Origin of the sequence: Nocardia sp. NPDC050435 (genome assembly GCF_040655395.1) — a bacterium.
GTDB lineage: Bacteria > Actinomycetota > Actinomycetes > Mycobacteriales > Mycobacteriaceae > Nocardia.
This window is the reverse complement of the sequence record NZ_JBFAJW010000002.1, coordinates 734,463-760,692: the sequence shown is the minus strand read 5'-3', so window position 1 is coordinate 760,692 and position 26,230 is coordinate 734,463. Positions and strand designations below refer to the sequence as shown.

The window sequence follows — 26,230 nt, the reverse complement described above, 5'->3', positions numbered from 1 at the left end:
AACACACCAAGCGCCACCATTGGCGGTGAAGGCTCCCGCTACGACCAGTCGTAAAGCGCGCCCTGGCTGAGCGGCGTACAAGGACGAAGCGGACGCCCAGGTTCCTGCTTAGAGGTTAACGCGATATGACGACCAGTACGGAATCGGGTGGTGTTCTATTACCCACTCTTAGGCCGGATCAAAAGGGCGAAGGTGCTGATCCAGAGTGTCGACATCGCGTTTGCACGCGGCGAGTTGCCCCGGCTGCTCGGCGGCCGCGCGGCGGATCCGGGACTCCAAATCCGCCACTCTACGGTCGGTTTCCAGGATTCGAGCGGCACTGGCACGCACCATCTGGTCGGCCAGTTCGGTCTCCGACTCCACCAGGGCGGTGGCGACCCGCTGCTCCAGCTGCGCCTTGACGTTGACCAGGGCGTCGGCCACCCACTGCCGCACGTGCGCCCGGTCGGCGACCTGGCGGCGGGCCCGCACCACCCACCAGGCGACCAGCCCGCCGAGCAGCAGCGTTACCGGAATGCTCGCGAAATCCAGCGCCGGCACCAGGGCCAGCGGAGCTACCAGCAGCCGGCCCAGACCCACGCCCGCCGAGGCGCCCAGGGCGACCATCAAGTGATCTTCGACACCTCGGTGCCGGGGTTCGGGGTCCGGCCCGACCCGCGGGGCCGGATCGCGCCGCCGGTGCGGCAATCCGGTCGCCCCGTCCAGCCGGCCGACCAGGGTGAGCAGCCGGCGATCGATCTGCTGATCCAGGCCACCGGTCAGCTCGAGCACCGACTGCTGCAACCGCTCCGGGTACCCGCCCAGCTGCTTGGGGCGCAGCCGATCCAGCTCGGCGCGCGCGGTGACGTGCAGTGAACGGACCTGGGAGCCGACCTCGGTCATGAGATCGACCCGGGCCAGGTGCAGCTGACCGCGCAGCGCCGCCATCACGCTCGCGCGGCCGCCGTCGCGCCCGGCCAGCAGCGTCGCGCGCTCCTCACGCCAGCGATCCACCTCGGTGGCGGCGCGCAGCTTCTCGACCTGTTCGACGATGCGCCTGCGGGTTTCACCGAGGACGCGCGCGGTGACGGCGGCGAAGCGGCCGTCACTCGGGCCGCCCGCGGAGGCGGCGGTCAATTCGGCGTGCAGGGCCGTCAGCCCGGAGCGGTCCAGCAGGCTGGCGTCGTTGCCGCCGCGCGCGGCCGCCGCGAGTTTCGCAGACACGGGCAGGATGTCGAGGTCGCCGTAGCCGTGCGCGGCGAGCAGCTCGAGGTTGTGCTCGCGCACCGAACGCCAGTCGCCGTAGGCGTGGATGGCGTTCATGGCCAGCAGGATCCGGATGTCGTCGGCGCGCAGGCGGCGCAGCAGCTCCAGGGTGCCGGTGCCGAGGGTGTTGCCCGCGTCCAGCAGCACCAGCGCGGTCAGATTGGGCGCCGCGCCCGCCGGGGAGGTGTGCTCCACCGCCGCACCGGGATCGGGCATCGGGTCGGTGAGATCGATGTGCGGTTCGAAGCGGGCCAGTTCGGTGCGCAGCAGCGTGGTGTTGGCGTCGTCGGGACCGATCAGGGTGACCGTCGCGGCCCCGGCGCCGCCGCGCATCGCGGTCAGCAGCGCGGCGCCCTGCGGATTCCAGCGCGACACCACCTTCTCGAGCTCGGGCGGCAGCGGCGCGGCGGGCTCCGGCGCCCGCTGCTCCGGATCCGGCCCGTCAGAGTCCGGCACTGCTCATTCGCTCCCATAGCCGGACGTACCCGTTGTGCACGCGCAACGCCGCCCGGCGAGCCGGCGGGGACATGTCGCTGGAGACCACCGCGCGCCAGCGCGCGGCGCGGTGCAGCGCGTCGTCGGCGTGGTCGGGGGCGGGCGAGGGGTAGCCGGCCGCGAGATGGGCGACGGCCGGGTGGGCCACGCCCGCGCACAGCGCCGTCCACATCGCGTCGTCGCTGTCGAGGTAGCCCTCGATCAGGTCGCGGGCGCGCCCGTGCACGCCCGGCACGGCGCGGGCCGCCAGGCGCGCGAGATCGTCGAGCAGTTCGCCGCCGCGCAGCGCGGTGACCTGCTCGTAGCGACGGTGCAGCAGCCGGTGCAGCGGGTCGACGCCGCTGACCGCGTGCAGGATCTGCACCACCTGGTGCCCGGACAGGCCCGGTTCGCGGCGCAGCGCGCTCAGCGCGCAGGTGAGGCCGTAGAAATCCCAGCGCTCCAGCAGCTGTTCGCGTTCGGCGACATCCGGGCCGAGAGTGGGCGAGGTGAACAGGTCCGAGGACAGCGTCAGCGACGGATCACCCGTCTCGGCCAACCGGCGCAGCGTCGCCATCTCTTCGTCGGTCACCGCGCCGGCGCGGGTGCGCACCGCCAGCGAGGCGACCACGGGCAGCACCACGACCCCCAGTTCCCGGCTGTACTGATCGGCGGCGATCACCGCGTCGGCCCAGCGGGTGCCGATGGCGTCGGCCTTGTTCAGCACCACCACCGTGCGTTCGCGCGGCAGGTCGTCCAGGATCCGGCGGTCGGCGGGCAGCGGCGAGCCGGACAGCACGTAGACCACGAGATCGGCGTCGATCACCGGATCGGGCTGCCCCGGCTCGTCCACCGGGCCGGTCTCCGCGGCCGACATCAGCGCCAGCGCGTGCAGCACCGTGGTGCGGCCGGTGTGCGCGCGCCCGGTGACCTGGATGCGCGGCGGCCGCCGCCAGGAATTCACCGCCACCCCCGCGCGATAGCCGATCTGGGGATCCGCCCCGGACGACTGCAATTGGACGAGCAGCTGATCCAGCTGATCCTGTTCCCGGGTCGGCACTCCACGCTCCCGCGGTTGCCCATTGAATTCGGTAGCTGTCGGCAAGGCTCCATACCCCCTTCTCGCTGCGCAATTCTGTCAGACGCGGCCCCGGCGCACGCGCCGACCACGTCCTTCGGTTCAGCGTTTGGCGAGGTATTTGTTGGTCATGCGGGTGGCCCAGGCCGGGGCGATCTTGCCCGCGGCGACCAGCAGCCTGGCCTGCGCGCCGATCTCGTAGTGCACCTTGGGCAACCGGCTCCGCTTGCGGACCGCGTTCCAGATGCCGGTGGCCACGTCGGCGGCGGTGAGGTGGACGCCCATCGACTGCGTGGTGCCGATGTCCATCCCCTCGACCATGCCGGTGGCCACGAACATCGGCCAGACCGCGATCACCCGGATGTCGTGGCGCTCCCACTCCAGGTCCAGCGCCTCGGTGAGGCTTTTCACCGCGGACTTGGAGGCGCCGTAGCTGGCCAGATCGGGCTGGCCGTAGATCGCCGAGCCCGAGCACAGGTTGACCACCTGCGCGCCGGGAGTGTCGCGTAGGTAGGGGAACGCGGCGTGCGTGCCCGCCAGCAGTCCGACCACGTTGACCTCGATGATGGCGCGGTGCACGGCGATCTCGATGTCCTCGAAGGCACCCGAGCGCAGGATGCCCGCGTTGTTGATCAGGATGTCGAGCCGCCCGGTGGCGGCGTGGAATTCGGCGAGACGCTCGGACCACTGCGTGTCCTTCGTCACATCCAGGACGCCGGTCTGCACGGTGCCGCCGGCCGCGGTGATGTCCGCGGCGAGGCGGGAGAGGCCGAGTTCGTCGATGTCGTAGGCGCCGACCCGATAGCCCTGCGCAGCGAAAAGCAGTGCGGTGGCCCGGCCGATGCCCGCGGCCGCACCGGTGATGAACACCGTCGGTGAGTTCATGGCCGCAGTCTAGTGCCGGGCCCCGGTCCTATAACCAGGGTTCACAGGCACCTCGCACTCCCTTACCCTCCAAGGAGATCAGCATGAGTGACGGTGCGCAGCAGCAATTTTCGAAATATATGCACAATTCCTGCCGATCCGCGGAACGGACATCGAAGCTGTGCCGATATACCGAGGAGTCCACCCACCGGGGTGGGCGGGAGGGGTTGTGATGGGCATCGAAGCCATTGCCGACACCACACCGGAGCCGGTTCGCGACCAGCGGATCAGCGCACAGGACACTCGCGGCACCGCCGCCCAGATCCTGCGGAATTCGGCCCGGATCGCGGTCAATTCCGCCCAGATCCTGCTGAATTCGGCCCAGCTGCTCTCCGGCAAGACCCCGCCGCTGCCCAGCGCCGATCCGTTCCACCGGCCGCCCAGGGGTTTCGCGAATCGCGCCCCGGGCACGGTGCTGCGCAGCCGCAGGATCGAGCCGGCGCTGTTCGGCCTGGTGCCGCAGCAGGTTTCGGCCTGGCAGCTGCTCTACCGCAGCAACGATCTGCACGGCACGCCCGAGGTCGCCGTCACCACCGTCCTGCTGCCCGCGGGCGCGGATCCGGAGGAGGAGCGGCCGCTGCTCGCGTTCCAGACCGCGATGGACGCGGTCGCCGAGAAGTGCGCCCCCTCTTACGCTCTGCGCCGCGGCGCCCGCGCCATCGGCGCGGTCACCCAGTTCGAGTGGCTGCTCGTGGCCAACGCGCTGCGCCGCGGCTGGGCGGTGTCGATCGCCGATCACGAGGGTCCGCAGGGCAATTTCGGCGCGCCGCGCGAACCCGGATATCGCGCGCTCGACGGCGTGCGCGCCGCGCTGAGCTTCGCGCCGCTCGGCCTGCACCCGCGCACCCAGGTCGCGGCCTGGGGCTATTCCGGCGGCGGCATGGCCAGTTCCTGGCTGGTCGAGATGGCGCCCACCTACGCGCCGGAGCTGGATCTGGTCGGCGCGGTGCTGGGCGCGCCCGTCGGCGACCCCGGGCAGGTCTTCCTGCGGCTCAACGGCACCCCCTACGCCGGGCTGCCCGCCGTGGTGATCGCCGCGCTGCACCGGCTCTACCCCGCCCTCGGCGCGGTGGTGCGCGAGGGCCTGACCGCCGACGGGCAGAAGTTCGTCGCGCACGCGCAGAGCTCCACTCCCGTCGGCTCGATCGTCGGGCTGGCCAACCGCAAACTCGGCGACTACCTCACCGGCGAACCGCTGGAGCAGGTGCTCGACACGCCTGAGTTCAAGGCCATGTTCGACGATCTGCGCCTGGGCAATTCCACCCCGGACTGTCCGCTGCTGGTCGTGCAGCCGGTGCACGACCAGGTCATCCACATGGACGGCGTGGACGGCCAGGTGGCCCGCTATCGCGACGGCGGCGCGCACGTCACCTATGTGCGCGACCGGCTCAGCGAGCACTTCTCCATGCTGGTGCTGCACACGCCGATCAGCCTGGCCTGGCTGGCCGATCGGCTGGCCGGGCAGCCGGTGCCCGCCGGCGCCGACGCCACCGTCTGGTCGGTGCTCGCGTCCCCGGCCGGGCTGCGCGGCGTGCTGGAGATGGCGGCGACGGCGGCGCGTTGCGTGCTGGGTCAGCCGCTGCGCCCGGAGACCACCCCCGCACCACGGCTACGCAGCGAACGCGCCGCCTGACCCGCGCCTCGGTCCGGCCTGAATATCGGGGTAACCGGACTGGCAGGCACAATGGAGCCCGTGAACGACGCCGCCAACCAAACTGACGAGTCGGTTCCGGGGCCGTCCACCCCCGGGGAACGACAGCCGGCGGAGCTGGCGGGGTGGGTGAACTCGGAGGTTCCCCTCGAAGCCGGCCGCCGATCGACGACCGGGTCCCGCCTCTACCCGCGGGTCACCAGCTTCCGCTCCCGGCGCGGCGCGCTGACGCCGAATCAGCAGGCGTCCTGGGATCGCATGTGGCCGAGCATCGGCCGCCCGGTCGGCGACGAGCCGCTGGACGCCGACGCCTGGTTCGGCCGCTCCGCGCCGCTGGTCATCGAGATCGGCTGCGGCACCGGCACCGCGACCGCCGAAATGGCCCAGGCCGAGCCGCACCTGAACCTGATCGGGATCGAGGTGTACCAGCCGGGGCTGGCCCAGCTGGTGCAGCGCATCGAGCGCGAGCACATCGGCAACATCAGGCTGCTGCGCGGCGACGCCGTCGATGTCCTCGAGAATATGGTTGCCAAAAATTCGCTCACGGGCGTCCGAGTGTTCTTTCCGGATCCGTGGCCCAAGGCCCGCCACCACAAGCGCCGGCTGCTGCAGCCCGCCACGCTGGCGCTGATCGCCAGCCGCCTGCGACCCGGCGGCGTGCTGCACGTCGCCACCGACCATGCCGACTACGCCGAGTGGATCGCCGCCGTCGGTGCCGAAGAACCGCAGCTCATCGGCCTGAACGAAACGACGGGCGGCGTCAGCGCGGAGCATCGCGACACCGCGCCGATCGGGTTCGACCGTCCCGTCACGAAATTCGAAGGCAAGGCGCATCGCGCCGGAAGCGCGATCACAGAGTTCATATGGGGCAAGATCGAATGATGATCGCCAGTGAGATGGCCGCCGAGGTTCCGGATGTTGCCGGAGAGGTGCGGGGCCCCGAAAGTCTGAGTGTCTCCACACCGGACGTGCGCCGGGTCCTGCTCGTCTGGGACGCGCCGAACCTCGACATGGGCCTCGGCGCCATCCTCGGCGGCCGGCCGACCGCCGCCTACCGGCCGCGCTTCGACGCGCTCGGCCGCTGGCTGCTGGCCCGCACCGCGGAACTCTCGGTCGGCAGCCAGAGCCGGGTGGAGCCCGAGGCGACGGTCTTCACGAATATCGCGCCCGGCACCGCCGACGTGGTGCGGCCGTGGGTGGAGGCGCTGCGCAATGTGGGTTACGCGGTCTTCGCCAAGCCGAAGGTCGACGAGGACTCCGATGTCGACGCCGACATGCTGGGCCATATCGAGCTGCGCAGCCGCGGCGCCGGTCTCGCCGGAATCATGGTCGCCTCCGCCGACGGCCAGGCCTTTCGCGAACCCCTGGAAAAACTTGCCGCGCACGGAATCCCCGTACAAGTATTAGGCTTCCGCGAGCACGCGAGTTGGGCCGTCACATCGGATAGTCTCGAGTTCATCGATCTCGAGGACATCCCGGGTGTGTTCCGTGAACCACTGCCCCGGGTCAGCCTCGACTCGCTGCCCGACGAGGGTGCTTGGCTGCAGCCGTTCCGGCCGCTGTCGGCACTGCTCACCTCTCGCCCCGCCCAAGGAGTCGCTTAGTGTTCACACGCTGGGGCGATCTGGTCCACAAGCTGCGCTTCGCCGTCATCGGCGTGGTCGCGGCCGCTCTTCTCGCGCTGGGCTACTACGGCCTCGGCGTCAATGACCATCTCAGCTCCAGCGGCTTCGACGATCCCACGTCGCAATCCACTCAGGCTGCGCGGATCTCGGACGCCTCCTACGGGCGCGACCACAACAGCGATGTCCTGGTGCTCTATGCGGCGCCCGAGGGCAAGACGATCGATGATCCGGAGTTCAAAGCCAAGGTCCTGGAAAGCCTGAACCGGCTGCCCGAGCAGTACCCGGACCAGATCGCCAAGGTCAACGGCGCCTACTGGCAGACCAAGACCGGCCCGGCGCAGCCCTCGCTGTTCGGCTCCAAGGACAAGAAGTACACCTTCGCCTCGCTCGCGATCGTCGGTGACAACGACACCGACATGGTGCGCAACTATCGCGCGGTCAAAGACGTCTTCGGCGTTCCGGGCATCACCACCGAGGTCGCGGGTCTGCAACCGGTGGCGGGCACGCTCAACGACACCATCGCCCACGACTCCAAGCGCATGGAGGTCATCGCCTTCCCGGCGGTGGCCGTGCTGCTGTTCTTCATCTTCGGCGGCATCGTCGCGGCCGGATTACCGCTGATCGTCGGTGGTCTGACGATCATCGGCGCCAACGGCATCGTGATGCTGCTGACGCGGTTCACCGAGGTGAACAACTTCGTCGGCAATATCGTCTCGATGATCGGCCTCGGCCTGGCCATCGACTACGGCCTGTTCATAGTCAGCCGATTCCGTGAGGAACTCGCCGAGGGCTACGACACCAAGGCCGCCGTGCGCCGCACCGTGATGACCGCGGGCCGCACCGTCGTCTTCTCCGCGACCATGATCGTGGCCAGCCTCGCCGGCCTGCTGCTGTTCCCGCAGGGCTTCCTGAAGTCCATCGCCTACGGCGCGATCGCGACGGTCACCCTGGCCGCGCTGACCTCCATCACCATCCTGCCCGCCATGCTCGCGGTGCTCGGCAAGCGCGTGGACTGGCTCGGGCTCAAGGCTTTCCGCAAGACCAAGACCGCCGAAGAGGTGGAGAACGGCTTCTGGGGGCGCTCCACCCGCTGGGTGATGCAGCACCCGCTCAAGATCGCCGTTCCGATCACCATCATCCTGCTGCTGCTGATCATCCCGGTGAAGAACCTGGCCTTCGGCGGCATCAACGAACGCTATCTGCCGCCGGACAATTCGACCCGCCTGGCGCAGCAGCACTTCGACGAGATCTTCCCGCTGCGCAAGACCGACCCGATCATGCTCATCTTCGTCTCGCCGAACAGCGGCAGCGTCGGCAAGGTGTGGAAGGAAGCGAACGCGGCGCCCGGCCTGGCCGGCCCGTTCGAGGTGCCCTCGCGTTCCACCAAGGACTCCACCATCTACCGCACCACCGCCACCCTGGCGGACTCGGAGAACTACGACCCGACCATCGAGTACCTGCGCGATCTCGACGTGCCCGACGACGTGCAGATGTACGTCGGCGGCACACCCGCGATGACCAAGGACAGCATCGACGCCCTGGTCGACCGGATGCCGATGATGATCGCGCTGGTGCTCGGCGTCACCATGCTGCTGATGTTCCTGACCTTCGGGTCGCTGGTGCTGCCGATCAAGGCCGCGCTGATGAGCGCGCTCGGCCTCGGCTCCACGCTGGGCATCCTGACCTGGATCTTCATCGACGGTCACGGGTCCGGGCTGTTGAATTTCACGCCGCAGCCGATCATGTCGCCGATCCTGGTGCTGATCATCGCCGTGGTCTACGGTCTGTCGGTCGACTACGAGGTCTTCCTGCTCTCCCGCATGGTGGAGGCGCGCGCGCAAGGCGCGTCCACCACCGAGGCGGTGCGCATCGGCACCGCGCAGACCGGCCGGATCATCACCGCCGCGGCCCTCATCCTGCTCGTCGTCGTCGGCGCGTTCGCGTTCTCCGACCTGGTGATGATGCAGTACCTGGCCTACGGCATGGTCGCCGCGCTGCTCATCGACGCCACCATCCTGCGCATGCTGCTCGTCCCCGCCACCATGAAGCTGCTCGGCGACGACTGCTGGTGGGCGCCGAAGTGGATGAAGAAGGTGCAGCAGAAGATCGGGCTCGGCGAGCCGATCCTCGACGACGAGCGCCCCGGCGGCGGCGAACTCGTCGACCTGGTGAAGACCACGCCGGTCACCGACCCCGTCACCATGGTGATGCCCGCCGTCGCCGACGGCGACCGCCCGCGCTCACCGCGCCGCCCGCGCACCGTCGCCGAAATCGAGGCCGAGGCGCCGACGCAGCGCCTGGACAAGGTGCCGCCGGTCACCCAGCCGACCCCGCCGCGCACACCCCAGGTGCTGCCGCCCAAGGATTCGCCGCGCGTGCTGCCGCCGCAGGGGCAGACGGATTCGGCCCGGGTTGCTCCGGGGCAGTCCGACGCCGCGCACATTTCGCCACAGGGTCAGTCGGACTCGACTCGCGTATCTCCGCAGCATGGGCAGACGGACTCTGCTCGCGTGTCCTTGCCGCACGGGCCAGCGGACTCGGCTCGCGTGTCACCTTCGCATGGACAACCGGACTCGGCCCGCGCGACGCCTGCCCAGGGACAGCCCGACTCGGCCCGCGCGACGCCTCCGCAGGGACAGCCCGACTCAGCTCGGCTGACACCGCCGCACGGGCAACCGGACGCCACTCGCGGGTCCGCGCCCCAAGACCACACTGACTCCCCTCGTGTCTCGCCGCGTCCGGATTCGGCGCGGGGGGCTTCGCCGCAGAGCCAACCGGATTCGGCCCGCGTGCTGCCGCCGCAGGGACAGCCCGATTCGGTGCGAGCGGTGCCGCCCCAGGGACGACCCGACTCCGCACGCGTACTGCCGCCCCAGGATTCGGCACGGGTACTGCCGCCGCAGGATTCAGCACGCGTGCTGCCGCCGCAGGATTCCGCGCGGGTGCGTCCGCCGCAGGGTCCGGCCGAGCCGCCTAGACCGGGGCCGACCCAACCCACCCCGATGCCCGCGGCGCCGGATCCGACACGGCCGCGCGTGGCTCCACCGGTCCCCTCCCCCGAGCTGGCGCGCCGAGTTCCGCCCGCCCCCGAACCCGAGCCGGCCAACACCGAGCCCTTCACCCCGGAACCGCAGGCCCAGCCGACGCATCATCACGCGGCCGAAGAGCCCGACGCGACACCGGACGACAGCCGCAGCAGCATCGAGAACTGGATGGCCGAACTGCGCTCCTCGCGCCGCCGGATCGCCGGCGCCGAGCCCGGACGCCACAGCGGCGCCGACGGGCGCACGGTCAGCGTCAACGAATTGCTGCGCCGCCGCGAAGAGGAATAACACCGACATCAGAGGGCCCGTCCGATCGAATCGGACGGGCCCTCTTGCTATCTCGTGCAGGCAACCCCCGGGTGCGGATCACACCTCCGATGTCGGCGCCGCATTCGCCGCCGCTCAGGTCGATCGCGGCCAGGACGTCGGCCCGCAGATCATGGGGCTGCTCCGGATAGCGCCGCCGGGTTGCGAATCTCACGGCCGATCTCGGCGTAGTAGTCGCCACCCCCAGGTCGATCGCAGCCATCACATCGGCCCGCGGACGGTGGGGCTACTCCGGGCAGCACCGCCGGGTTGCGAATCTCACGGCCGATCCCGGCGTAGTAGTCGCCACCCCCAGATCGATCGCAGCCATCACATCAGCCCGCAGACGGTGGGCTACCCCGGGCAGCACCGCCGGGTTGCGAATCTCACGGCCGATCCCGGCGTGGTAGTCGCCGCCGCCCAGGTCGATCGCGGCCAGACATCGTCCCGCAGCTCGTGGGGCTACCCCGGATAGCACCGCCAGGTTGCGAATCTCACGGCCGATCCCGGCGTAGTAGTCGCCACCCCGGGTCGATCGCGGCCAAGACATCGGCCCGTGGATAGTGGGCTGCCCGGAGTAGCACCGCTGGGTGTCGGATCGTTCAACGTGCGTCGCGATCGGGCGGGTCGCCGGCTTCCGCGAAGGCGCGGGCGTAGCGGGTGCCGGCCAGGAGCAGGAGGACGCCGACGATGAGGAAGGCGGCGACGCGGATCAGGCCGTCGAGTGTCGCGAGGTCGAAGAGGAACAGTTTGGTCAGGGCCGCCGCGGTGACCAGCAAGCCCGAGCCCAGGGCGACTTTCGCGACCGCCGTCGAGCGGGACAGGTGGCGCAGGCCGTTGAGCAGGGCGGCAGTGGCGGCGGCCATCCACAGAATGGTGGCGACGCTGTGGCCGATGACGAACCCGTCGGTCGCGCCGCTGGCGACGCCGAGGGCGACCGTCGCGGCGGTGACGGCGTAGAGGGCCGCGCCGCTGGCGAAGATCCAGAGCATCGAGCGGACGGTTTCGTCGGCGGTGAACGCGGGCGTCCGGCGCAGACCCCACACGGCGACCGCCAGCACCGCCACGCCCAGGAGTGCGGCGAGAGCGGACGGCAGATCCAGCGTGCGCTCCGCCAGCCGTTGCACCGCAAGGGTTTCCGGATCGACGCGGTCCACGAAGGTGAGCGCGCCCAGCAGCGCGAACACACCGCCGATGGCCGCCGCGACGCGGTTGCGTTGCTGCCCGGCGACACCGAGATACCCGAGCGCGATCAGGAACAGGGCGATCGGCGCGGTCTGCACCCGAGTCGCCTGAATGCAGACCTCGAGGAGCGCGAAGCCGCCCGCGACGGCCGCGGCGATCCCCGTGTGCACCGGGATCCGAGTCACGGCACGGAGATTCGGCAGCATCGCGGCCACCGCGACCGCTGTCAGCACGGCGGCGGTCACACCCGCGACGACTATGCCGGGCAGGCGATCGAAGAGCGCGACCACCGCCAGCAACGGCACCGCCGAAATCGCGAAAGCCACCGTGGCGGTGACATCGCCCGGCCGCTTCCGCACCACCAGCAGCGTCCCCGCCAGCCCGGCCACCGCGATCACGACCGCGGCCGCGAGCACCCAGTGCGCCTGATCCCGCCGCCCCGAATCGAACCCGGCGATCACCACGTACAGCAGCGTCGCCAGCACCGCCGGCAGTGTCCGGACAATATGCAGCGCAGCCCAATCCTTGATCAATTGCACCGGCAGACAGGTCACCTGCAACACGATCAGGAACCCGAGCAACACCAACTCCGCCGTGACCACCGGCGCCAGCACCGCCGCCCCGGCCACCACCAGCACGGCCAGCCCCTGCGCGTTCCACCGCACCGCCAACGCGACCCCGCCAGCGGCCACAGCCAGCGCCAGCCCCAATCCCCCGACCCGCGGCACCCATTCGTAGATCGCGGTAACCGCCACCACATCGAGGTACGCCCCCGCGAACCCCGTGGCCGCCAGCGCAATCCCCCCGACCCGCCCACCGGCCCGCCCGAACACCCGCATCCCCGCCCCCACGAGCACACCCGAGAACACCGCCCCGGCAACCACTCTCGGCACCGGCCCGAACACCCCGGCCTGCGCCGCCAGCACCAGCAACATCACCACCCCGACCAACGTCACCCCCACCCCGGCCACAGCGAGCACCCGACTGATCACCCCTTCCCGCTGCCACCACGGCGTCCCACCCGCCCGCGGCCCAACCGGCGGCCGCCCCACCGGCGGAACCGCCCCCCAACCCCCCTGCGGCGGACCCCACCCGACGGGCACCCCCTGCGGCCCATACGGCACCCCCTGCGCCGCCCACCCCACCCCAGGACCACCGTGCCCCACCCCGCCCGACCACGCCGCGCCTGCCTGCGGCACCCCCGTCTGCGCAGACACCCGTTGCTGCGCACCACTCTCCGGCCCAGCAACATTCCACTGCCGATCCCCACCCGGGCCAGCGACACCCCCGCCACTCGGCGGAGCAGCGCCCTCCTGCGGCACGCCACTTGCGACACCTTGTAGGCCGCTGGCGCCCGGGGCGACCACGCTGTGCGGTCCACTGGTTGGTACAAGAGCAGGCGAGTGCGAAAGCGGCACAGCCACATTCGGCGGCGCTGCCTCGTCCGGGCCGGCTTGCGCGGACTGCGCCCGGCTCTGATCGGGGGCGGTTGCAGGAGTATCTGCGCTCTGCGACTCTGCGGTTTCGCGCGACCACGGTGAGACCTGCCCGTGCGGAACCTCGACACCCCGGGCATCGCCAGCGCGTGGTGAGCGAGACCGTGGCGCGGCCGGATCAGGCTGCGCGGGAAGCGGAGTCTCGGCCGGGGGAATGTCTCCAACCTCAGGAATCGCCCATTCCTGCGGCCGCACGGAGCGCCGGGCATCTCCGGCTGAGCCACCCGCCTGCGCGGGTTCCGTCGCTGCGCGCGTATAGATTTCGTGCGGCGGCTGATCCACTCCGGGCATTCGCGCCGTCCCGGCCGTATCCCCCGGCGGACGTTCCGGGGCGGGTGGGAGGGTTGCGGCGGCCTCGGTGACCGCCTGGGTGGCGGTGGTGCCGGCGGCGATCTGGGTGCGGAGGAGGGCGAGGTCGCGGCCCAGGTCGCCCATTTGTGTGCCCAGCGCGGTGAATTCGCCCGACAGCCGGGTGAGCAGCACCGGGTCGATTGCTGTAGTCATGGTTCGATGGTGGGCCGCGCGGGGGCGTCGAACATGAGTAGAAACACTCGGGGCGGTGCCGGGTTCTACGTGATTTCCGCTGGTCGGTGGCTGATCCCACCCGGGGTGGCCGGGTGGGATCGCCGGGATCAGGGGGTGGCCGCGTGTAACGCGATCACGCGGTGGACCGCGTCGATGACCGCGTTGCGGGGCGGCATGCGCAGCACGCCGGGGGCCGGTTCGGCGGCCCAGTGCCAGCCGAGCAGGGAGTCGGTGGTGGGTAGCAGGACGTAGCGGCCGCTGGGGACGACGGTGACCTCGTGCGCGGCCAGGTGGCTGCGGGTGGCGATGTCCACCGGCTTGCCCGGGCTCGGCGGCGCGACCAGGAAGGTCCAGGTGCGGCCACCGGGGTCGGCGACCACGGGGGTCTGGAGCTCGGAGTCGAGCGCGCCCAGCACTTCACAGCCCAGGTTCGGCGGCATGACCAGCGCGCCGATGATCGAGCCCGTGGTGATCATGGGCCGGCCCGCGAGCAACTGCACCGGCAGCCCGAAGCGGCGGCGCAGCAGGTGCGCGACCTCGTGCGGATTGTGACAGCTTTCGAACATGACGCTCACCTCCGGCCGATCGTGCTGTCCCCCTCCGATAAGGCCGCCGATTTCTGTAGGCGCTGGATATCGCCCGTGAGCAGTGCACCGGCCGCGCGGTCGGCGCGGAGAATGGTCATCGGCATCGTTGTGGTCATTGCCGCCGCCCTTTGCTTTCTCAAAGTTGCAGAAACACAACGATATTCCGAACAGCGCGGAGGAAGTCGTACGCAATGTCCCACTTTTCACCAGCGCAACCACTTAGCGTCGTACTCTGAAACGTGGATGTAACAAAGGAATTGGGTAGATGGACGATTCGTCGATCGGCGTGCGGATCCGGCGCTTCCGCGGCAAGGCGCTCACGCAACGTCAGCTCGCCGACCAGGCCGGGGTCAGCGTCGACCTGGTGCGCAAACTGGAACAGGGCGGCCGGCAGACCGCCTCCATCGCCAGCCTGCAGAAGCTGGCGCGCGCCCTGGACGTCGACATCGCCGATCTGATCGGAAAACGCCACGGCGTGCCCTCGGGCAATCCCGACGCGGGCATCGTGGCGATCCGCCGCGCCCTCACCCCCGTCGACGACCTGCTCGGCGAACCGCCCGAGGAGGAGGCGATCACCCTCGAAGCGGGCTCGCGCGCAGTCGATTACGCCTGGGGCGCCTACTGGGTCGGCCGCTACGAGCTGCTCACCACGATTCTCCCGTCCAGCCTGGTCCAACTGCGCGCCACGGCGCACGCGGCCCGCAACGGCGCGGTCGCGCCCGCACACGAACTGCTGGCCCGCCTGTACTGGGTCACCGGCTGCACCCTGGTCCATCTCGGCCAGACCGATCCCGCGTTCCTGGCCGTCCGCCAGGCCCTGGCGGCCGCCGAACAGGGCGCGGATCCGTTGCTGCTGGCCACGATTCGGGGCTCGGTGGCCTGGCAGCTGCTGGTGCAGGGCCGCTACGACGAGTCCCGCCGGGTCGCGCTGCACGCCGCCGCGGAACTGGAACCGACCGGCGAGGCCGGTCCGGCGCACCTGTCCTCCTACGGTTCCCTGGTGCTCCAGGGGGCGACGGCGGCCGGACGCGCGCAGAACGTCCCCGAGGCCCTGTCGCTGATCGACACCGCGGGCGAGGTGGCGCTGCGGATCGGCGGCGACCGCCGGGATTACGAAACCTATTTCGGCCCTTCGCAGGTCGTCATGCAGACGGTGGATGTGAACGTCTCCTCCGAGCGCTATGCCGAGGCCCTCGCGGCCGCGGGCCGGATGCCGGAGACCATCGGCCTGCCGCAGGCCTCTCGCGCCCGCCACCTCGCCGACACCGCCGTCGCCTGGACCCGCACCGGCCGGCACGCCCGCGCCCTGGACGCGCTGCTGCGCGCCGAACGCGTCGGCGGACCGGACTGGATCAAATACCAGTCACTGCCCCGCCACATCGTCTCCGAGCTGCTCGATCACGACCGCCGCACCCCGTTGCGCGCCTTCGCCCATCGCCTGGGCGTGCACAGCTGAGCGCTACTGCCCGAGCAGTTTGCGCCAGTGCGCGATGAACGGATGCTTGGCGGTGACCGAGCCGAACCGCAGCTGCCCCCGGACGACCAGGTGCAGCGGCCCCGGCGGCGGCCCGGTGCGCACCTTGTTGTTGATGCCCGAGCCGATCAGGTCGAGACCGTTCATGTCGACGGTGGCGGCGGCGGGCACGATCAGGTTCAGCGAGCCGAAGTAATCGTCGACGTGCAGCTCGACGACCTGGGTGGACATGATCGCCTCGGTGAAATCGAGGGTGACCCCGGAGAACCAGTTGTTCAGGCGCAGCACCGGCGGCACCTGCCAGGGGCCCTTGCGGGTGACCCCCGACATGCGGCTGCGGATCACATTCCCCGGCACCGGCTCCAGCCCCGCGGGCTTGACGAAACCCGGTGCGGCGTTGACGAAGCGGGTGCGCGGCGCGGCGGGCTGACCGATCAGCCGGACCCCGGGCAGATCGATGAGCACGGCGTTGAGCTCGCCGCGTGTCTTGGCGGCCAGGGCCGTGTCCATGCGCTCGGTGAACTCACCGAGCGAGAGCATGCCGAGCCCCACGGCGCGCTGCAGCAACTCACCGACATGTTCGCGTTCGGCGTCGGAGACGCGCAGTTCGCGGTCGCCGACCGTGCCACCCGCACCGTTGACTGCTTCCGGGCCACCCATGTCATCGAGGGTAGCGATCAGCGCCGCGCCCGACATCCGGGTAAACCCGGAATCCTCATTCCAGGCCCTGCTCGATCGCGTACCTGGTGAGTTCGACCCGGTTCGCCAGTTGCAGCTTCCGCAGTGTGGCCTGCACGTGGTTCTCCACGGTGCGATGGCTGAGACCGAGCCGGGAGGCGATCTGCTTGGCGGACAGCCCCTTCGCGACCATCCGCAGCACCTCGGTCTCGCGTTCGGTGAGCGCGGGCCGGTGCGGTTCGTCCGGCGCGGCCGGCGTGGTCGCCATCCGGCGGTATTCGCCGAGCACCAGCCCGGCCAGGCCCGGCGTGAACACCGGCTGTCCGGCGGCGGTCGCGCGGACCGCCTCGATCAGCTCGGCCGAGGACGCGCTCTTCACCAGGTATCCCGAGGCGCCGGCCTTGATCGCGTCGAGCACGTCGTCGCGTTCGGCCGAGGCCGAGAGCACCAGCACCCGGCTCTGCGGCGACACCCGCAGCACCTCGGCGGTGGCCTGGGCCCCGTTTCCGTCGGTGAGCTGCATGTCCATCAGCACCACCGCAGGCTGCACCGCCGCCGCGCGGCGGGTCGCCGAACCCACCCCGTCGGCGGTGGCCGCGACGTCGAACCCGGCCTCGGTGAGGTCGCGGGAGACTCCGTCGCGCCACATCGGATGGTCGTCCACCACCATCACCGAGATCGCCGCACTGTCCGTCATGGTTTCTCCTGTTCTCCGGTGCTGCGCGGGACGCGGAACTCCCATTCGGTGCCGTCGTCGGCGGTCAGCAGTTCGGCGGTGCCGCCCAGCGTGGCGATCCGCCCGACCATGGAGCGCGAGACGCCCATCCGGCCCTCGGCCTCCGCCTCGGCCAGCCGCCCGGGCGCGATGCCGACGCCGTCGTCGCGCACGCTGACGATCAGCTCGTCGCCGGTGTCCTCCAGCAGCACATAGGCTTTCGCGCCGGGCCCGGCGTGCAGTTCCACATTGGACAGCGCGTTGGCCACCACCGCCGCCAGCTCGGTGGCCGCCCACCGGCCCACCGGCACCGGATCGCCGGGGGTGGAGACGAAGACGCGCGGCGTCGCGTGCACGGTGAGCAGCGGCCGCAGATCCACCTCCGCCCCGCCCGCGTCGCCGCGCACCCCCTGCTCGGAGATCAGCACGCGCAGCGCCACCTCCTGCTCGCCGGCCCGCTGCGCCAATTCCTCGGTGGGACCGCCGATCTGGGTGCCGCGGCGCTTGATGTAGCTGAGCACCTGCAGCACGCCGTCGTGCACCTCGCGGGCCAGCCGCTCGCGTTCCTCGGCGGCGGCGGTCAACCGCACGGCCTGCCGCAACTGCTCCTGCGCCCGCCGCGCGGTATTCGCCGCGAGCCCCAGCGCCAGCCCCGTCGAGACCAGTACCGGCAGGGTCGCGTCGGTCCACACGTCCTGCCCCCACTGCTGGCGCACGGTGATGATCACCATGGAGATCAGGACGCCGGAGGCGATTCCGAGCACGGGACCGCGCAGCAGCGCCGCCGAGATCACCGCGTTCGCGGCCCACAGCGTGGTGGGCAGGGTCTGATGGCCGTGGTACCAGTCGTAGTCGGCGACCAGGCGGGTCGCGGCGATGAGCAGGATCACCACGACGTGATCGCCCAGCACCACCCACAACCGGACCCGGGCCACCGTCGCGACCCACCAGTGCGAGAGCAGGAACGCCGAGGCGCCCGACCACACCGCCATCAGCGCGATGAACACCCAGCTCAGTCGCTGATTGTCGTAGTACTGCACCGACGCGACCTGCTGCCCGATCGCGTAGAGCAGGGTGACCAGCCGGAACGCCTGCACGGCGCGCCACAGCGGCGCGGTGGCCGCCTCCGCCGGATTCAGCTCGGCGGCGGTCTGCTCAGCGGTCGCGTTCCAGGTCATCGCCGTCCCCGCTCCGCAGCGGGCTGTCGGGCCGCTGCTCCTCGTGCATCAGGGTCGCGGTCACGTCGAACCGGTCCGGGTCGGGCCGGTCGGGCGCGGCCGAATACAGGCGACCGGAATCGGGCCGGATGTCCTGGAACGCCTCCTCCGGACTGTCGGCCAGCAGGGATCGGATCGCGGTGTTCATCACCGCCACGAACGGCACCGCCAGCAGACCGCCCGCGACGCCGCCGACCACGACGCCCGCCGTGATCGCCAGCACCACCGCCAGCGGATGGATGCTCACCGCCCGCCCGAGCAGCAGCGGTTGCAGCACATGGCCTTCCAGCTGCATCACCGCGATGATGATGCCGAGCACGATCAGCGCCGTCACCAGCCCCTTGGTCATCAGGGCGATGAACACCGCGACGAACCCGGCCAGGAACGCGCCGATGATCGGCACGAACGCGCTGATGAACACCAGCGAGGCCAGCGGCAGCGCCAGCGGCACGCCCAGGATGGCCAGGCCGGCGCCGATACCGATGGCGTCGACCGCGGCCACCACAACGGTGGCGCGCACGAAACCGACCAGCGTGCCGAATCCGAGCTGCCCGGCGACGCGCACCCGCTCCCGGTGCACCCGCGGCACGATCCGGGTGACGAAGTTCCAGATCTGGTCGCCGCCGTAGAGGAAGAAGATGAGGATGAACAGGGTCAGGAACGTCCCGGTCAGGATGTGCCCGATCACCGTGGCCGTGGTGAGCGCGCCGCTGGTCAGGCTGTCCTGATTGGATTGGATCGTCTTGACGATGGTGTCGCCGGCGTTGCGGATCTGCTCGTTGCTCAGGTGCGGCGGCCCGGTGATCAGCCACTCCTGCACCTTCTTGACGCTGTCGGTGAATTCGTCGGTCAGTTTGGGCAGACCCGCGACGAACTGTTCGACGACGAAGGTCATGATCCCGGCGACCACGCCGATCGAACCGATCAGCGCGACGAACACGCCCACCGCCCGCGGCACCCCCAGCCGCTGCAGCCAATCCACCAGCGGCGCGAGCAGTCCCGCCGCGAGCAGGGCGATCGCCAGCGGGATCACCACCGTCGCCAGGCGCTGCACGACGGCGGCCAGCACCCACAGCGCCGCCGCGATGACCAGCAACCGCCAGGCCCACTCGGCCGACTGCCGGACCAGCGGATGCACCGCTTCGGCGGCGCCCGCGCGCGGCGAGGGAGCCGGTCTCTGCTTCTGCTCGGTCACCGCACCGAGCCTAATGGGGCCCACGGGCTCGAGCGGGTGTCCACATGATCGAAACGATAGATTGGTGGCGTGTCAGCGCCTCTGGAAGCGGTCAAACAGACCATGCGAACGCGCTGGCCGCTGTACCTGGCCTCGACACTGTTGGCGAATGCCTTCGGCGCCGTGCTGGTGTGGGCGTTCATCGAGTACGGTCTGCCAGTTCCCGAAGGCGAGCCGACCGGGGCCAGGCGCACCGGCCTGCTCGTGCCCGCCGTGGTGTTCATCATCGGCGGGCTGCTCAGCCTGCTCGCCTCGGCCCTGATGCTGCGCCCGGTGATGCGCTGGCAGGTGCGCGGCGGCCCGCCCAGCCGCCAGGAGCAGATGGCGGCGCTGCACGCGCCGCTGCGGCAGTCGATCGTGCACCTGGCATTGTGGCTGATCGGCGGCGCGGTGCTGGCCACGCTGATCATCTCGCGGACGCCGGAGCTGGCGGGCGCGGTGATCGTCACCGAGTGCATGGCCGCCACCATCGTCTTCGGCTTCACCTACATTCTCGGCGAACGCATCCTGCGCCCGGTCGCGGCGCAGGCGCTGACCGAGGGCACCTTCGATCACACGCTGACCCCGGGTGTCGGCACCCGGATGGCGATGACCTGGGGCATGGGCACCTTCGCCCCGACCATCGCGATCGTGCTGCTCTGCGTCACCCAGATCACCTCGGACGTGAAGTTCTCGGCGCAGTCGCTGGCGATCTCGATCCTGCTGCTCTCCGGCGTGGTGATCATGCAGGCGCTGGCGCTGTCCATGCTGACCGGTTCCAGCATCACCGACCCGATCCGCCAGCTGTCCCAGGCCATCAACCGGGTGCAGGAGGGCTCGCGCGACGTGCAGGTCGAGGTCTTCGACGGCTCCGAGATCGGCCTGCTGCAGGTCGGGTTCAACCGCATGATGGAGGAAGCCGCCAAGCGCAGGCAGCTGCAGGAGCTGTTCGGTCAGCACGTGGGCGAGGAGGTCGCCCAGCGCGCGCTGGATTACGGCACCGAGCTCGGCGGTGAGACCCGCTTCGTGGCGGTGCTTTTCGTCGACATGGTCGGTTCCACCGCGACCGCCGCCGAGCGCCCGCCGACCGAGGTGGTCAGCCTGCTCAACGAGTTCTTCCGGATCGTGGTCGACGTGATCGACCGCCATCACGGCTTCGTCAACAAGTTCGTCGGCGATGCCGCGCTGGCGATCTTCGGCGCGCCGCTGGATCGTCCGGACGCGCCCACCGCCGCCCTGGCCGCGGGCCGCGAGCTGCGCGAGGCGCTGCGCGAGGTTCCGGGCCTGGATATCGGAATCGGTGTGTCCGCCGGCCTGGCGGTGGCCGGCAATATCGGCGCCGCGAATCGTTTCGAATACACCGTCATCGGCGACCCGGTCAATGAGGCTTCACGATTGACCGAACTGGCCAAAGATCAACCCGGCCGCGTGCTCGCCTCGGGCAGCGCGCTGTATTTCGCCGACGAAAGCGAGCAGGAGTTTTGGATATCCGGCGACGAGGTCCAGCTGCGCGGACGACGCCGGAAAACGCGTCTCGCCTGGCCGAAGCAATCTTCTCCGCCGCACGTCGATACCGACGACGAAAAGGCCGGTTCGTTAGGCTGAACACGTGACCACCACCTCGGCCAGACGTGCCAGATTCCGCTGGCTGAAATGGCTGCTCGGAGTTCTGCTGGTCGCTTTGCTGGTCGGCGAAGGTATCTATCTATGGCCGCGATTACATGAATCGTGGCAAAGTCTCAGCGAAATTCATTGGGGCTGGTTCGCCCTCTGTATCGCATTCCAGGCAATTTCCATGAGCGGTTTCGGCCGGGTGCAGAAACAGCTCATGCGCGCCGGCGGGGTGGAAGTCACGCAGCGCCGCTCGGTCGCCGTCGTCTACGGCGCCACCGCCATGTCGGTGACATTGCCCGCCGGCCAGGTCTTTTCCACCGCCTTCACCTACCGCCAGACCCGCCGCTGGGGCGCGAGCCCGATGGTCGCGTCCTGGCAGCTGGTGATCTCCGGCGTCGTCGCGGCCGCGGGGCTGGCGCTGCTCGGCGTGGGCGGCGCGCTGCTGGCCGGCAACTCCGTCGGCCCGTTCAAACTCATCCTCACCCTGGCCGGCGTGGTGCTGGCGATCTGGGCCGGCAACTACGTCGCGAAGCATCCCGGCGGGCTGGGGGCGGTGCTGCGCCGGCTGCTCGGCTTCGCCAACCGGCTGCGCAAGCGCCCGCCCGAGCAGGGCATGGCCAAGGTGAGCGAGGTGCTCGGCCAGCTCGAATCGGTGGACCTGCGCAAGCGCGACGGGCTCATGGTCACGCTGTGGGCGGTCATGCACCGGGTCGCCGACGTGGCCTGTCTCGGCGCGGCCTGCTACGCCATCGGCGCCGACCCGCGCTGGGCGGGCCTGCTGCTCGCGTTCACCGCGGGCAAGGCGGTGGGCTCGATCCCGTTCGCGCCCGGCGGCATCGTCTACGTCGACGCCACCCTGATCTACAGTCTCACCGCCTTCGCCGGGCTGCCCGCCGCGCAGGCGGTGGCCGCTGCGTTCGTCTACCGGCTGGTCAGCTTCATCCTGGTGGCGATCGTCGGCTGGATCGTGTTCGCGTTCCTGTTCCGCACACCGCAGGCCGAGGACGCGGAGTTCGAGAAGGAGTTCGAGCAGCGCAGGCTGTGATGCCGCCGAAGCGGGGCGCGCCGTCCACTACCCTGACTCGGGTGAAGAGACTGGTGCCATTGGTGGTGGATCTACTGCTGGTCATCCTGTTCTGCGTCATCGGCCGGCGCAGTCACGACGAAGCGGTGCTGACCGGCCTGCTGAAAACGTTGTGGCCGTTCGCGATCGGGCTGGCGCTCGGCTGGGCCGTGGCCTATGTCGTGGCCGGCCGCATCCTCGACGGCGCCCGCTTCGACGGAACCGCCCTGTGGCCCACCGGAATTCTGGTCTGGCTGGGCACGCTCGGCGGCGGCATGCTGCTGCGGGTCGTGGCCGGCCAGGGCACGGCGTTCAGCTTCGTTCTCGTGGCGGCCACGGTGCTCGCCCTGTTCCTGCTCGGCTGGCGGGCCGCCGTCCGCGCGTTGAACTAGCTCACGCGTCGGGCGAGGCCAGCGACTGCAGCATGCGCGCCGCCACCTTCGCGGCCATGTCGCCGCTGTCCACCCCGTTGATGTGGACGGCGAAGGCCAGATCGCCCATGGTGGCGATGAGCCAGCCGTCCGAACCCGCACGCGCCGCGTAACCGGTGATGTCGCGATAGGGCCGCAGGCTCGCCATCTCCGGCGCGCCGGCGCCGTCGCGCAGCATGGTGCGCAGGCGGTCGGCGATCGGGCCGTGCAGCGGTTCCAGTTTCGCGTCGGTGACGCTGGGCTTGCCGGCCTCGATCATCGGGGCGGGCACGTCACCGCGCGCGATCGCGGCCGCCGCGATGGCCATGCCGAACGGGCTGGCCAGCACCGCGTCCGAGCCGCCGCCCTGCTTGACCTGTTCGGCGCTGCGGCCGGCGATGGCCAGGCGGCCGGTGACCTCGTCCAGGCCGGGCACCTGGTAATCGATGCCGATGCCGAGCCGTCCGGCCGCCTCGGCGGCCTCGGGCACCGTGATGTCCTGCGGCGGCTTGTTCTTCGCCACCGCGGCGATATTGCGGAAGAGTTCGATGTTGCCGCCGGCCGGGTAGAGCCCGGTGAAGGCGACCGGGCCGTGCGCGCTGGCCTGGCTGTTCTGCGCGACCGCGACGACCGCGCCGCTGGAGGGCTGGATGGCCACGATCGAGGCGGGCGTGCCGACGCTGACGACGGCGTCCTCGGCGGCGCGCTGCAACCGCTGGTCCATGGTGGCGCCGATGTCCGGGCCGGGCGGGCCCTGCTCGCCGGCCACCTGGGTCACGAATCTGCCGTCGGGTTCGAAGATCTGCACGCCCCAGCCGGAATGCTGTTCCTGGCTGTCCTGCTGCACCTTGCGCAGGGCGTCGAGCATGGGCGACCAGACGCGGCGGTCGGAGGAGATGAGCCGCTGCTGCTTTTCCATCACCACGCCGGGGATGGGCGCCATGCGCGGTTCCAGGATCTCGAAGTCGGGCTCGCGCAGGTTGACCGCGACGATGGGCTTGCCCTGCGAGGTGGAGAGCTGCTTGAGCAGTTCGTCACCGGTGATCAGCGGCGCGACCGGTTCGATGGCCGCGGCCAGCGCGTTCGCCGAGGCGGGCGGGTCGGTCATCTTGCCCGGGTCCAGCTTGATGACGTTGATCGGCTGCTCGTGCATGAGTGGCGCACCGACCAGGTCGACCACTCTGGGCGCCGGCGTCGGGGTGGTGCGCACCAGCTTCACGGTGCGGTTGTTCTGCAGCTGCGGCATCACCAGGTTGGGTTCCCAGGAGATCCGCCAGCCGATGGCGAGCTTGCGGACGGTGCCCTGCAGGCTGTACTTCCAGTCTTTCTTGTCACCGAAGTTCCAGTGCGCGTCCAGGCTGAACAGACCTTCGGAGGCACCCAGGTTGATGAACTGGGACTTCTCGTAGTCGCCCTTGCCCGGATCCAGCCCCTCGAACATTTGCTTCAGCGTTGCCGAAGCGGCCGTCGGGTAGGACGTAAGTTCCGCTGCCTTGGTGTAATTCCGATCGTCGAGCAGATCGGTGAAGCGGTCGACAACCGCCTCGGGTTCATTCGGCGCCTTTTCTTCGGCGCACGAAACCGTGCCCAGCACTATCGCCGCCACCCCCGCGAGTGCCAATGCGCCGCGGACGCGAAAGCGGCGGGATCCCCAACCATCCATGTCGCCCACTTTTCACTCTTGTCACTCCAGTAACAAGATCACCGTACCTGACCGAACCGTGCCTTGCGCCGCCCGCCGACCGCCGGACGTTACCCACGCTCAGCATCCAATTGTGCCCGATAAGCGGGCTCCGATGGGCCGATCATGAACGGTGTCCAGTCACAAGGCGATAACTGGCGCCGCCACCGTACCGGCCGGAACCCGAGGGTCGCGATTCGGGTAAGGCTCGGCGTTTCGACGTGGACGCCCTTCGAATACCCGGCCCCAAACCTGTTCACCTAAAGCAGAACTCGAGCTTTAGATTGCGACGTAATGTTGTAATCAGTGAAACAGAACAGCGCTGAAGGCCTTCCGGCAGCGCCCAGTCAGAAGAGGTGACTCCCCATGCGGCACGAACACCGGGGACGCGGTTTCGGTAGGCCCGGCGGTTGGCAGCAGGCCGATCTCCCCGATCCGGCGGACGTGCCGGATTGGTTCGCCGGGCGTTTGCCAAGCGAGTGGTTCAGCGGCCAGCCCGTCATCGAGATCGACCGCGACGAGATCGTGGTCATCGGCGAGTTGCCCTTCGACCCGCCGGAAAAACCCGCGGCGGAGACGGACGCGGTCGCGGACGCCGACGGCCCCACCGAGAAGACCGAGATCCCGAAGGCCACGAAGGAGGGCGCGGTCGCGCGCTTCCGGGAGAGCACCCGGCCCGCCCGGATGCAGATCGCCGGCGAGGCGCAGCACCGCTACGGGCGCAATGTGGCCTGGGGCGTCGCGGTGGACGGCGAGCGGATCATGTTCACCAACATGTCGGTTCCCGTGATGACGCGCCTGCGTCAGCCCGAACGCAAAGTGCTCGACACCCTGGTGGATTCCGGCGTGGCCAGATCGCGGTCCGACGCGCTGGCCTGGACGGTGAAGCTGGCCGGCAAGCATGCCGAGGAATGGCTCGAAGAGCTGCGCTCGGCCATGCGCAAGGTCGACGACCTGCGCGCGGAGGGCCCGCAGGGGCTCTGAACTAGTCTGACCGCATGTCTTCCGACGGTCCGATCCTGGTGCTCAACGGCCCGAACCTGAACATGCTCGGTACCCGCCAGCCCGAGGTGTACGGTGCGGCCACGCTCGACGACGTGGTCGCACTGTGCGAGCGCACCGCGGCCCGGTTCGACCGGCGGATCGTGGCGTTCCAGTCGAATTCCGAAGGTGCGCTGATCGATCGGATCCACGCGGCTAGCGGCGCCGAATCGGCGATCGTGATCAATCCCGGCGGGCTCACCCACACCTCGGTCGCGCTGCGCGACGCGCTGGTCATCCCGGAGGTGCCGATCGTGGAGGTGCACATCAGCAATGTGCACGCGCGCGAGGAGTTCCGGCACCACTCCTTCGTCTCCCCCATCGCGACCGCCGTGATCGCCGGGATGGGCATCCAGGGCTACGCGGCCGCGATCGAATTCCTCGCCACCCGGCCCTGATCAGGAGATCCGGAAGACCGGGAAGCCGGGGGCGATCGCGGCCAGCTCGGCGTCGGTGGCGTTCTTGGTGACGCCCTCGAAGAACTTGCCGACCTCCCAGCCCCACTTCTTCAGGTACAGCCGCAGCAGCGGCACCTTGTCGGCGTCGGCGACCTCGGTCGCGGTGAAGACTTCGGCCTTGCGGCCCAGGCGCAGTTCGCCGCCGCCGGTGACGCGCAGGTTCTTCACCCACTGGGTCTGGCCGCGCGGGGCGACCAGGTAGCGGGCGCCGTCGGCGTCGACCATCAGGTTGACCATCGTGGTCCGCCATTCGCCACTCTTGCGGCCGCGCACCGCCAGCAGGCGCGAGTTCAGCACGCTGATGCCCAGTTTCGGCAGCAGGTTGAAGAACCGGTTCATCATCGGTTCGAAACCGGCGGGGGCGATGTAGCGGGTGTTGGCGGTCATCGTTCTCTCCTACTTGTGAGCACTGCTCTCTGTTGTCACCAATACTCAACGGTGCGTGACAGAAAGTCAAGAGCAGTGCTCTCTTTTTGCGGAGGACGGTGCCGACCGGCGAATTGTCGCGCTGGAATGTAGTAGTTAT

21 protein-coding genes are annotated in these 26,230 nt (G+C 69.9%); 10 read left to right on the top strand and 11 right to left on the bottom strand.

Annotated features, from left to right (window positions below):
• Positions 1–168 precede the first annotated feature (168 nt).
• From AB0I43_RS07865 to AB0I43_RS07855, 3 genes are all read right to left on the bottom strand, one after another.
• On the bottom strand, positions 169–1,701 hold the full coding sequence (locus tag AB0I43_RS07865; RefSeq protein WP_356972108.1) for a hypothetical protein: 1,533 nt from the start codon (positions 1,699–1,701) through the stop codon (positions 169–171).
• A complete protein-coding gene (locus AB0I43_RS07860) occupies positions 1,688–2,779 on the bottom strand; it encodes a hypothetical protein (RefSeq protein ID WP_357431579.1) in 1,092 nt (363 codons plus the stop codon). The genes AB0I43_RS07865 and AB0I43_RS07860 overlap by 14 nt, the downstream gene beginning before the upstream one ends.
• A 120-nt stretch (positions 2,780–2,899) precedes the next feature.
• Positions 2,900–3,682: an SDR family oxidoreductase gene (locus tag AB0I43_RS07855; RefSeq protein ID WP_356972106.1), complete on the bottom strand. Its 783-nt coding sequence runs from the start codon at positions 3,680–3,682 to the stop codon at positions 2,900–2,902.
• Positions 3,683–3,893: 211 nt separating this feature from the next.
• Between AB0I43_RS07855 and AB0I43_RS07850 the strand changes: the two genes are divergently transcribed.
• Genes AB0I43_RS07850 through AB0I43_RS07835 form a run of 4 tightly spaced genes read left to right on the top strand, consistent with a single transcriptional unit; the run spans position 3,894 to position 10,329 of the window.
• A complete protein-coding gene (locus AB0I43_RS07850; RefSeq protein ID WP_357431577.1) occupies positions 3,894–5,354 on the top strand; it encodes a lipase family protein in 1,461 nt (486 codons plus the stop codon).
• 51 nt (positions 5,355–5,405) lie between these two features.
• Entirely contained in the window at positions 5,406–6,254 is an 849-nt protein-coding gene (trmB, locus tag AB0I43_RS07845; RefSeq protein ID WP_356972104.1) for a tRNA (guanosine(46)-N7)-methyltransferase TrmB, read from the top strand.
• Entirely contained in the window at positions 6,254–6,976 is a 723-nt protein-coding gene (locus tag AB0I43_RS07840; protein WP_356972103.1) for an NYN domain-containing protein, read from the top strand. Before trmB ends, AB0I43_RS07840 begins: the two co-directional genes overlap by 1 nt.
• Positions 6,976–10,329 carry an MMPL family transporter gene (locus AB0I43_RS07835; RefSeq protein ID WP_356972102.1) on the top strand — a complete coding sequence of 1,118 codons (3,354 nt, stop codon included), beginning with the start codon at positions 6,976–6,978 and terminating at the stop codon, positions 10,327–10,329. The genes AB0I43_RS07840 and AB0I43_RS07835 overlap by 1 nt, the downstream gene beginning before the upstream one ends.
• 620 nt (positions 10,330–10,949) lie before the next feature.
• On the opposite strand, the gene AB0I43_RS07830 is transcribed toward AB0I43_RS07835, so the two are convergent.
• Positions 10,950–12,512, bottom strand: coding sequence for a DUF2339 domain-containing protein (locus tag AB0I43_RS07830; RefSeq protein WP_356972101.1), 1,563 nt, complete (start codon positions 12,510–12,512; stop codon positions 10,950–10,952).
• 1,148 nt (positions 12,513–13,660) lie between these two features.
• A complete protein-coding gene (locus AB0I43_RS07825; protein WP_356972100.1) occupies positions 13,661–14,119 on the bottom strand; it encodes a hypothetical protein in 459 nt (152 codons plus the stop codon).
• A gap of 286 nt (positions 14,120–14,405) precedes the next feature.
• On the opposite strand from AB0I43_RS07825, the gene AB0I43_RS07820 reads away from it, so the two are divergent.
• The gene (locus tag AB0I43_RS07820; RefSeq protein ID WP_356972099.1) at positions 14,406–15,596 is read left to right on the top strand and encodes a helix-turn-helix transcriptional regulator; all 1,191 of its coding nucleotides are present in this window, start codon (positions 14,406–14,408) and stop codon (positions 15,594–15,596) included.
• Positions 15,597–15,599: 3 nt separating this feature from the next.
• Here the strand turns inward: AB0I43_RS07820 and AB0I43_RS07815 are convergent, their stop codons facing one another.
• From AB0I43_RS07815 to AB0I43_RS07800, 4 genes are read right to left on the bottom strand one after another with little or no spacing between them, the layout of a single operon-like run.
• Complete coding sequence (locus AB0I43_RS07815) at positions 15,600–16,274, bottom strand: DUF1707 domain-containing protein (RefSeq protein ID WP_356972098.1); 675 nt, start codon at positions 16,272–16,274, stop codon at positions 15,600–15,602.
• Positions 16,275–16,329: 55 nt separating this feature from the next.
• Positions 16,330–16,989: a response regulator transcription factor gene (locus AB0I43_RS07810; protein WP_356972097.1), complete on the bottom strand. Its 660-nt coding sequence runs from the start codon at positions 16,987–16,989 to the stop codon at positions 16,330–16,332.
• The gene (locus AB0I43_RS07805) at positions 16,986–18,185 is read right to left on the bottom strand and encodes a DUF5931 domain-containing protein (RefSeq protein ID WP_356972096.1); all 1,200 of its coding nucleotides are present in this window, start codon (positions 18,183–18,185) and stop codon (positions 16,986–16,988) included. Before AB0I43_RS07805 ends, AB0I43_RS07810 begins: the two co-directional genes overlap by 4 nt.
• Positions 18,163–19,419, bottom strand: coding sequence for an AI-2E family transporter (locus AB0I43_RS07800; protein ID WP_356972095.1), 1,257 nt, complete (start codon positions 19,417–19,419; stop codon positions 18,163–18,165). The genes AB0I43_RS07805 and AB0I43_RS07800 overlap by 23 nt, the downstream gene beginning before the upstream one ends.
• Positions 19,420–19,521: 102 nt before the next feature.
• Here AB0I43_RS07800 and AB0I43_RS07795 point away from each other — a divergent pair, with 102 nt between their 5' ends.
• From AB0I43_RS07795 to AB0I43_RS07785, 3 genes are read left to right on the top strand one after another with little or no spacing between them, the layout of a single operon-like run.
• Positions 19,522–21,042 (top strand): adenylate/guanylate cyclase domain-containing protein, encoded by a 1,521-nt coding sequence (locus tag AB0I43_RS07795; RefSeq protein ID WP_356972271.1) that lies wholly within the window; start codon positions 19,522–19,524, stop codon positions 21,040–21,042.
• 4 nt (positions 21,043–21,046) lie between these two features.
• Positions 21,047–22,096: a YbhN family protein gene (locus AB0I43_RS07790; protein WP_356972094.1), complete on the top strand. Its 1,050-nt coding sequence runs from the start codon at positions 21,047–21,049 to the stop codon at positions 22,094–22,096.
• A 41-nt stretch (positions 22,097–22,137) separates the two neighbouring features.
• Entirely contained in the window at positions 22,138–22,506 is a 369-nt protein-coding gene (locus tag AB0I43_RS07785; protein ID WP_356972093.1) for a DUF3054 domain-containing protein, read from the top strand.
• A 1-nt stretch (position 22,507) separates the two neighbouring features.
• Here AB0I43_RS07785 and AB0I43_RS07780 read toward each other — a convergent pair whose 3' ends face one another.
• Positions 22,508–24,187 (bottom strand): NTF2-like N-terminal transpeptidase domain-containing protein, encoded by a 1,680-nt coding sequence (locus AB0I43_RS07780; protein WP_356972092.1) that lies wholly within the window; start codon positions 24,185–24,187, stop codon positions 22,508–22,510.
• A gap of 384 nt (positions 24,188–24,571) precedes the next feature.
• Here AB0I43_RS07780 and AB0I43_RS07775 point away from each other — a divergent pair, with 384 nt between their 5' ends.
• Both AB0I43_RS07775 and aroQ read left to right on the top strand, forming a co-directional pair.
• Positions 24,572–25,189, top strand: a complete 618-nt coding sequence (locus tag AB0I43_RS07775) for a hypothetical protein (protein WP_356972091.1) — start codon at positions 24,572–24,574, stop codon at positions 25,187–25,189.
• Positions 25,190–25,203: 14 nt separating this feature from the next.
• Positions 25,204–25,644, top strand: a complete 441-nt coding sequence (gene aroQ / locus AB0I43_RS07770) for a type II 3-dehydroquinate dehydratase (protein WP_356972090.1) — start codon at positions 25,204–25,206, stop codon at positions 25,642–25,644.
• Here the strand turns inward: aroQ and AB0I43_RS07765 are convergent, their stop codons facing one another.
• Entirely contained in the window at positions 25,645–26,091 is a 447-nt protein-coding gene (locus AB0I43_RS07765; RefSeq protein ID WP_356972089.1) for a nitroreductase/quinone reductase family protein, read from the bottom strand.
• Between the last annotated feature and the right edge of the window lie 139 nt (positions 26,092–26,230).

Coding starts and splice junctions, on each gene's coding strand:
- AB0I43_RS07855 (WP_356972106.1), bottom strand. CDS start 3,682: ATGAACTCACCGACGGTGTTCATCACCGGTGCGGCCGCGGGCATCGGC.
- AB0I43_RS07850 (WP_357431577.1), top strand. CDS start 3,894: ATGGGCATCGAAGCCATTGCCGACACCACACCGGAGCCGGTTCGCGAC.
- trmB (WP_356972104.1), top strand. CDS start 5,406: ATGGAGCCCGTGAACGACGCCGCCAACCAAACTGACGAGTCGGTTCCG.
- AB0I43_RS07840 (WP_356972103.1), top strand. CDS start 6,254: ATGATCGCCAGTGAGATGGCCGCCGAGGTTCCGGATGTTGCCGGAGAG.
- AB0I43_RS07825 (WP_356972100.1), bottom strand. CDS start 14,119: ATGTTCGAAAGCTGTCACAATCCGCACGAGGTCGCGCACCTGCTGCGC.
- AB0I43_RS07820 (WP_356972099.1), top strand. CDS start 14,406: ATGGACGATTCGTCGATCGGCGTGCGGATCCGGCGCTTCCGCGGCAAG.
- AB0I43_RS07815 (WP_356972098.1), bottom strand. CDS start 16,274: ATGGGTGGCCCGGAAGCAGTCAACGGTGCGGGTGGCACGGTCGGCGAC.
- AB0I43_RS07810 (WP_356972097.1), bottom strand. CDS start 16,989: ATGACGGACAGTGCGGCGATCTCGGTGATGGTGGTGGACGACCATCCG.
- AB0I43_RS07805 (WP_356972096.1), bottom strand. CDS start 18,185: ATGACCTGGAACGCGACCGCTGAGCAGACCGCCGCCGAGCTGAATCCG.
- AB0I43_RS07795 (WP_356972271.1), top strand. CDS start 19,522: ATGCGAACGCGCTGGCCGCTGTACCTGGCCTCGACACTGTTGGCGAAT.
- AB0I43_RS07780 (WP_356972092.1), bottom strand. CDS start 24,187: ATGGATGGTTGGGGATCCCGCCGCTTTCGCGTCCGCGGCGCATTGGCA.
- AB0I43_RS07775 (WP_356972091.1), top strand. CDS start 24,572: ATGCGGCACGAACACCGGGGACGCGGTTTCGGTAGGCCCGGCGGTTGG.
- aroQ (WP_356972090.1), top strand. CDS start 25,204: ATGTCTTCCGACGGTCCGATCCTGGTGCTCAACGGCCCGAACCTGAAC.
- AB0I43_RS07765 (WP_356972089.1), bottom strand. CDS start 26,091: ATGACCGCCAACACCCGCTACATCGCCCCCGCCGGTTTCGAACCGATG.